Origin of the sequence: Flavobacterium sp. UBA4854, assembly GCF_002399805.1 — a bacterium.
Classification (GTDB): Bacteria; Bacteroidota; Bacteroidia; order Flavobacteriales; family Flavobacteriaceae; genus Flavobacterium; species Flavobacterium ginsengisoli.
The window spans coordinates 18327-19939 of record NZ_DHEI01000139.1 but is presented as its reverse complement, the minus strand read 5'-3'; the positions used below and the strand labels follow the sequence as shown (position 1 = coordinate 19939).

Below are 1613 nucleotides of genomic sequence, written 5' to 3'. Positions count from 1 at the left end.
GTTGGTGTAACTACGCAATTATTCGGATTTGATACTGATTTAAGCACAAATTTAGGAACAAACTCTTTTAATTATGATGTAAATAATTCTATTAATGCAACTTTAGGGACAAATTCTCCTTTTAGTTTTGATGCAGGAAAAGTTTCGTTTTTACAAAGCACAACCAATTTGGATTTTAGTAAAAAACTAGATGTTCTTGCTGGACTGAATGTTGCTTTTGGAGGTGAATTCAGATATGAAAACTACGAAATTAAAGCAGGAGAAGAAGCTTCTTACGGATTGTATGATGTAAATGGAAATTTAGTTTCAGGAATTCTGCCAAGCAATTCACCATTAATTGTAACTGACTTCTTTGGAAACAAACGTGGAGCAGGTGCGCAAGGATTTTCAGGATTTCAGCCTTCGGATGCTAAAGAAAAAAACAGAAAAAGTGGTGCTGCTTATGTTGATTTAGAATTGAATGCGACTGAAAAATGGCTTATAAATGGAGCTGCGCGTTATGAAAATTATTCGGATTTTGGAAATACGGTTACTTTCAAACTTGCTTCTCTTTTAAAATTAAATGATAATATCAATTGGAGAATTTCTGGTCAGACTGGTTTCAGAGCGCCGTCTTTACAGCAAAGATATTTTGAGTCAAGTTCTACTCAATTTATCAACGGTTCTCCATATCAAGTGGGTTATTTTACCAACGATTCGCAAGCAGCAAAAAGTATTGGAATTGAAAGTTTAAAACCAGAAAAATCAAAAAGCATCAGTACAGGATTTACATTCAAAATTCCTGAAGCTAACATAACCATTGCAACTGATGCTTATTTTACAAGAATCAACGACAGAATTGTATTGTCTGGACAATATTCTAGACCAACAGATGCGCAAATTGGTGCTGCAACTTCGCCAGAACAGGCAGAGGCGTTGACTTTATTTCAGCAAGCATTTGATTTGAAAGGAGTGGAAAGAGCCTCATTTTGGACAAACGGAATCGATTCAGAAACAAAAGGTATTGATTTGGTAATTTCTCAGAAATACGATGTAATTCAGGATTTCACAATTAGAAACGATTTTGCGTTTAGTTTTAACGAAACCAAAAGAGTAGGCGATTTGCATATTCCAAAATCTATCGTAGATGCAGGTGGAGAACCTTACATTTATTCATTCTTTCCAGAATCAAGCAGAGTATATTTAGAAGAAGCAATTCCGAAAGTAAAGGCCAATTTGATGACAACATTCAGCATTAAAAAACTGGATATTTATTTACGAAACAGCTATTTCGGAAAAGTTACAGATCCAGGAGCAACAGATGTGAATTTAGACGGATTTTCTTCTGTGTACGAACATCCGGAATACAGTGCAAAATTGGTTACAGATTTATCTTTAGGATATCAGATCAACAAGCATTTTAGAGCTACAATTGGAGTTAATAATATTGGAGATGTTTATCCAGACAGAAATAATCCTGCAACTCCTGCATTTACAAACACAACGCCAACTTTGTCGCCAGCGCCAAGTACAGATTTAACAAATGCGAATCAGTTTGCGTATTCGAGAGCAGTTTCTCAATTCGGATTAAACGGAAGATTTGGTTTTGCTCGTTTGAGCTTTAAATTCTAATT

At 35.1% G+C, this 1613-nt stretch carries 1 protein-coding gene; it reads left to right on the top strand.

Annotated features, from left to right (window positions below):
• Window positions 1-1611 (top strand): TonB-dependent receptor plug domain-containing protein (locus B3J44_RS20350; RefSeq protein WP_286971118.1); only part of this gene is annotated, 1611 nt, incomplete at its 5' end.
• Between the last annotated feature and the right edge of the window lie 2 nt (window positions 1612-1613).